The 4,841-nt window shown below is 56.1% G+C and carries 3 protein-coding genes and 2 pseudogenes; all 5 read right to left on the bottom strand.

What is annotated here, in order from left to right; translation table 11 throughout:
• Positions 1–194: 194 nt before the first annotated feature.
• Positions 195–1,181 (bottom strand): DUF6708 domain-containing protein, encoded by a 987-nt coding sequence (locus tag F8562_RS08050; RefSeq protein ID WP_224316718.1) that lies wholly within the window; start codon positions 1,179–1,181, stop codon positions 195–197.
• Positions 1,181–3,523 carry a type VI secretion system Vgr family protein gene (locus F8562_RS08045; protein ID WP_014838709.1) on the bottom strand — a complete coding sequence of 781 codons (2,343 nt, stop codon included), beginning with the start codon at positions 3,521–3,523 and terminating at the stop codon, positions 1,181–1,183. Before F8562_RS08045 ends, F8562_RS08050 begins: the two co-directional genes overlap by 1 nt.
• Positions 3,524–3,555: 32 nt before the next feature.
• Positions 3,556–3,885, bottom strand: a pseudogene (locus F8562_RS08040) (Clp protease); the annotation flags it as partial.
• Positions 3,886–4,171: 286 nt separating this feature from the next.
• A complete protein-coding gene (gene hcp, locus F8562_RS08035; protein WP_014839086.1) occupies positions 4,172–4,663 on the bottom strand; it encodes a type VI secretion system effector Hcp in 492 nt (163 codons plus the stop codon).
• Between the two features lie 4 nt (positions 4,664–4,667).
• A pseudogene (locus F8562_RS08030) lies at positions 4,668–4,841 on the bottom strand (OmpA family protein); the annotation flags it as partial.

The raw sequence follows: 4,841 nt of genomic DNA, 5'->3' as shown, positions 1-4,841 counted from the left end.
TCATAACGGGGGATTTCAAGATACACATCATTTATCTTGTTCATCCAGATAAGCCGCGGAGGCACCAGTTGTGGTTCACGGCTTTCCGGCATATCCGTTTTCCAGGCACTGACGGGAGGGTTAAGCTTCGGTTTAGCGCGAACAAATAAATTGTCGGTCATTTCCCTTTCCTTGTTGACTGTCCATAATATCACTTATTCCGGCAGCGTTTCACGAGACCGAATAACAGGAGTGCTACCATCTGGTGCGGTGGTGGATTCCCGCCCCCACTCTTCCGGCCATTTGTCTGCTTTTCGTGGACGCCAGCTGTCGGGTCTGCCTTTATTTTTGGGCTCTGCGGGCACTGGCTCGCCTTTCATATACAGGCAGAGGAAACTCCAGACTTGCTGTAACTCTGCGGGCTCTCCGTCTGCAAGCTGAAAACGATGGATGACATTATACGTTCCCGGTTCGCAGACCGAGCCCCATAGCCGGTCACTGAGATGATGCAGCCCCGATTTATCAGCGGCAAACCAGGCATCAGCCGCAAGACGCACAGCCTCTGGAGGTAAAGCGTCATTTGATTCATGCCAGGCAGACAGCAAACGCCAGATATTACGGACTTCAGCTTGTGCGTGTTCAGCTCCCCAGTTCAGCATCCAGGCATCACCACCGGATTTACCACTCAGTGTCCTCAGTTCACCCGTACAGGACATCCAGTGCCACTGAGTCGTTGCGGCAAGCAGACCTGCCAGCAACTCAGGGTCAGCAGTCGCCTGCAACAGTTCAAGGCGCAGGGGTTCGAACGCAGGGATACTGACGCCCGGTTTGATGTGTTTGCACAAATCAGCCAGCCAGACAGCCATTTCATCAGGCGAAAGTGCTGAATTCAGCCAGCCGCAGACATAGCGCTTCTCGTACAGTGCTTCTCCGAATGCATAGGTTTCACTGCTTCGGACCAGATCTTCATCCAGAGACCCGCCCGGAGAAGCAAGCAACAGCAGAATCGGACAATGCTCCGGCGACCAGGCTAAATCCGGACGCAATATCCTGCGCAGGGCATCGCTACCGTGGCTATTCCTGAGCATGTCTGCGTGCAGAGGATCCCAGCTCGCCACCTTTTTTAGCGGATCAAGCACCAGGTAGCGGTATTCATTCTGTCTGGCATTCAGGGCATCAGTTAAGTTAGTGAGGGTATCCATCAGAGCGCACTCTCCACACAACTGGCCGCCGGTGGCAGTTCAGGTTGTGCCGGGCTGAAGCTCTGTGATGCCAGATGGTTCAGGCTGGCTGATTTGGCATTCACATCACCAGGCGTCAGAATATTGACGCCAGACGGGTCGATGACCACAGCGGTTTTACCGCAACATAAAGTAATTTTCTTGCTTGCCTGAATCACCACCTCATCGTCTTTACTGATGATGGTCATGCTTTTCAGGGAGGTCAGCATCATTGCATCCCCTTGTGCCTGAATATCAACCTTACCCTTATTGGCATACATCTTGATGCCCAGCGTTTTGGCAAACAGGCTGATGATCTCGCCTGCCGCAACGGTGAATTTTTTGAAGACGCTAAAGTCACTGTTCTCGCCGGAGGTCTGAATAAAGTTCTGTCCGCTGCTGATTTGGATGCTTTGCGGTGATACCTGAGCTATCCCGTCCGGGGCGCTCATCAGCAACGCGGACTGCTGCAGATCCTTGAGAGAGGATCCCAGCAATGTTTTTTGCGCCTGGATCTGCGCGAGTTCAGCCTGTGCAGTGGCTACAGCATCGCTCAGTGATTTCGCTAACTGCTGCGCCTGATTGAGTGTCCCCAGCGCCGCATCCATCGCCAGAACCTGTCCCTGACCTTTGATTTGTGCATCTGCGGTGATGAAAATACCCTGCTGTGCACGAATAGCCCCCCAGCGGTCCGTCCTGAGCTCAAAACCTTCCCCGCGCTGTTGTTTCTTGCTGTCGACCAGATGTCCGAGATTCAGCTGGCTCTTGCCGCCGTACTCCGTGCTGACCTTGATATGCTCTTTCCCGCGCTCGTCGTCGAGGCGGATTTTGTTGTTTGCCGGCGTGCGCAGGACGTTGCGTTTGTAGTTGCGGATGGTGACGTGGTCGCCGTGCGCCGAGTCGTGCAGCACCCCGGCGATGTACGGCCGGTCCGGGTTACCGTCCTCAAAACCAATCGCCACTTCGGTGCCTGCCAGCAGCGGCAAGTGCAGACCGTAAGTGTCCCCGGCATACGGCCGGGACTGACGAACCCACAGGCTCTCGAATCCGGTCTCCCAGCTGTCCCGGTCAAACAGCATGTTGACGCGGTAGCGGCCGTCCTTATCGATATGCCCGTAGGTGTCATTTTCAGTGGTACTGGTGACGCGGGCCGGTACGGTGCCTGCCATCACCGGACGACTGCCGGGCGCCGGGCGGAAACTAAAATCCGGGCTGTCCGGGATACCGTCAAACCTTATGCCAAAGTCCTCATCACGCCGCGCATGGCTGTGCATCGCCGTGATGACCACGCCCTGCGCAAACACCTCAGCCACTTCGTACCCGCCGGTGACTTTCAGCAGCATCCCCGGAGAGAGGGTCGGGCAGCTGGTGACGGCCCGGGTCTGCGTCTGGCCATTCAGGTAGCGTTCGTGACGAATGCGGGCATAGAACGCCCCGGACTCCGGTGCCGGATTACGGTCATGGGAGTTTCCCGCCGTCAGGTAGTTATCCGCCCAGTGATAGGCCTCTCCGTAAGTGGTGGCATCTCCCCTGGTCGCATCAACGAGGGTGTTCATGTCTTCCGTGGCCTGGCGGTAGTTGTAATCGCGGGTGCTGACCTGCTTCTGCACCACGTTATGATGGCTCTCCATCTCCCACACCGAGTCCACACCCTGCGAATGCTGCCCGGATGGCGGCGCCGACGGCAGCGTCAGGCCTTTTTCATACCCCTGCTGGCTGTCGTAAAACTCCACCACGTCGATGTTCAGCCGCGTGTCGGTGGTAAAACGAAACCAGAGACCGACCTCACCCAGCAGGCGGGTGATAAAGTGCAGGTCGTTCTCACCGTACTGCATCACCTGTTCACGGCGCGGATACTCTTTTGAGAGCGAGAACAGAAAATCCTGACCGCGCATGTTGTGACGCTCGCGCAGAATTTTTTCCACGATTTGTGGGACCGACATGTCCTGATAAATGGCGTTCTGGTGCGAACGGTCAAGCAGCGCCAGGCGTGGCTCAAGCGTCAGGGCGTAGCGGGTTTCGTCCTTTGAGGTGCCCAGGCGTTCAAAACCCGTCACCACTCCCTGAATCACCCGCACCGGCTGCTGGATTTTGATGCCGTAGCCCTGGTCAACCGGGGCCTGCAGCGTCAGGGAAGCCGCTTTCATCAGCATCATCTCTTTGCTGATGGTATGGTCAGCGCTGGTGAACTCAATACGGTAGCGGAAGGGTTTGCTCAGGGCTTCATCGCCTTCAAACGCCAGTACATCGGGCTCGGCGTCACAGCCTTTCACCGAAAGCAGATGATGGCTGTGGCTGAATCTTAACGGAGGATTATTGCTCATGCGTGCACTCCTTCTGTGAGGTCAAACTCCAGTCCGATACCCTGAGCCAGTTCGATTTCCGGCTGCAGATCCGGCCGCTCGTCAGATTGCGCATCCAGTAACGGGCGCAGGCGCTCCAGTTGGCTCTGGCCAAGCGTCAGTAAGGGCCACAGCCCATCACAGCGAGCCAGGTTAGGTTTCCCGCCCAGCGCCATCAGCAGATGAACGCTGCGGATGCTCTGCTCTCCGGCAAGCGAGGCCAGCAGCCAGTGCCCCGGCAAAATTTTCGCATGGGTGCGGGTCTGACAGAGCGAAACCGCCCCTTCCATCGCACGGGCACAGTAAGGGTTCAGACATCGCAACAGGCTGGCTGGATTTTCCATGAATCTCTCTCTTTGTCAGTTCCTGGACACGCTACCGCCCCTCGCTGTTCACCAAAGCGCATAAGGTCAGGCAGACAGATTGTATTTTTCTTTGCTGAGTGCCCGCATATCAGGCTCTCAGCAAAAAACTGTGGACAGGAAACCCCGCCCGCATCAGGCGATTGCCCTAAATAATTCGTGTTGCAGGCAGGCGGCAAGTTCGTGAATCCCCGGGAGCATAGATAACTATGCAACCGGGGTGAGCGGACGTAGCCAACGCACCTGCGGCGCGAAGTATGACGGGCAATTACGCGGTGGCGCGTTCGTTCCAGCTATCGGAATGAATGATGTTGCCGTCTTTGTAGGTCCAGGTGATTTTTTCGTAACGCAGTTCTACGCGCTCAAGATGGTTGTGCTTCTCTTTAGAAGGATCCTTGATGTCGTACATTTCAGGGCTCACTTTCACCACCTTCACGTTTTCGAGTTTGGTGTTGAAGTACTCCACTTCCTGGCCCGCGTCGTTGATCTTGTACCACTTGAATTCCGCAGACTTGAGGGTCTGACCGGTGGTCACCGCCTTGTACAGATACGGGCTGGACGAGTCGATTTCCTTGGTGAACAGGAACGGCGTGTGGATACGGGTGCCGGTCAGTTTGCCGGTGTTGTTATCGGTCGGGATGTACAGGTTATGCTCCTGAGCGACAACTTCGATGCTGCCCTCGCGATCCTGAACGTCCACAGATCCTTTAATGTCCGCACCGCCGTCGTCTTTCAGCCAAAGATAAACAGGAATTGCCATGGAATTACTCTCCATTGTGTTGTGATGCGCCATCATCCTGCGATGACGCTGGGTATTTGCCGGGTATCTGACAGGCATTGGCCTGCGGTACCAGACTGATTTCGACACGGCGGTTGAGCGTACGCCCTTCCGGAGTGTCGTTGGTTGCGACAGGACGGCTTTCGCCATAGCCCTGCAC

The sequence above is a fragment of the Klebsiella sp. RCJ4 genome, assembly GCF_009025755.1.
Taxonomy (GTDB): Bacteria; Pseudomonadota; Gammaproteobacteria; order Enterobacterales; family Enterobacteriaceae; genus Klebsiella; species Klebsiella michiganensis.
This window is presented reverse-complemented; position numbering and strand designations above follow the sequence as displayed.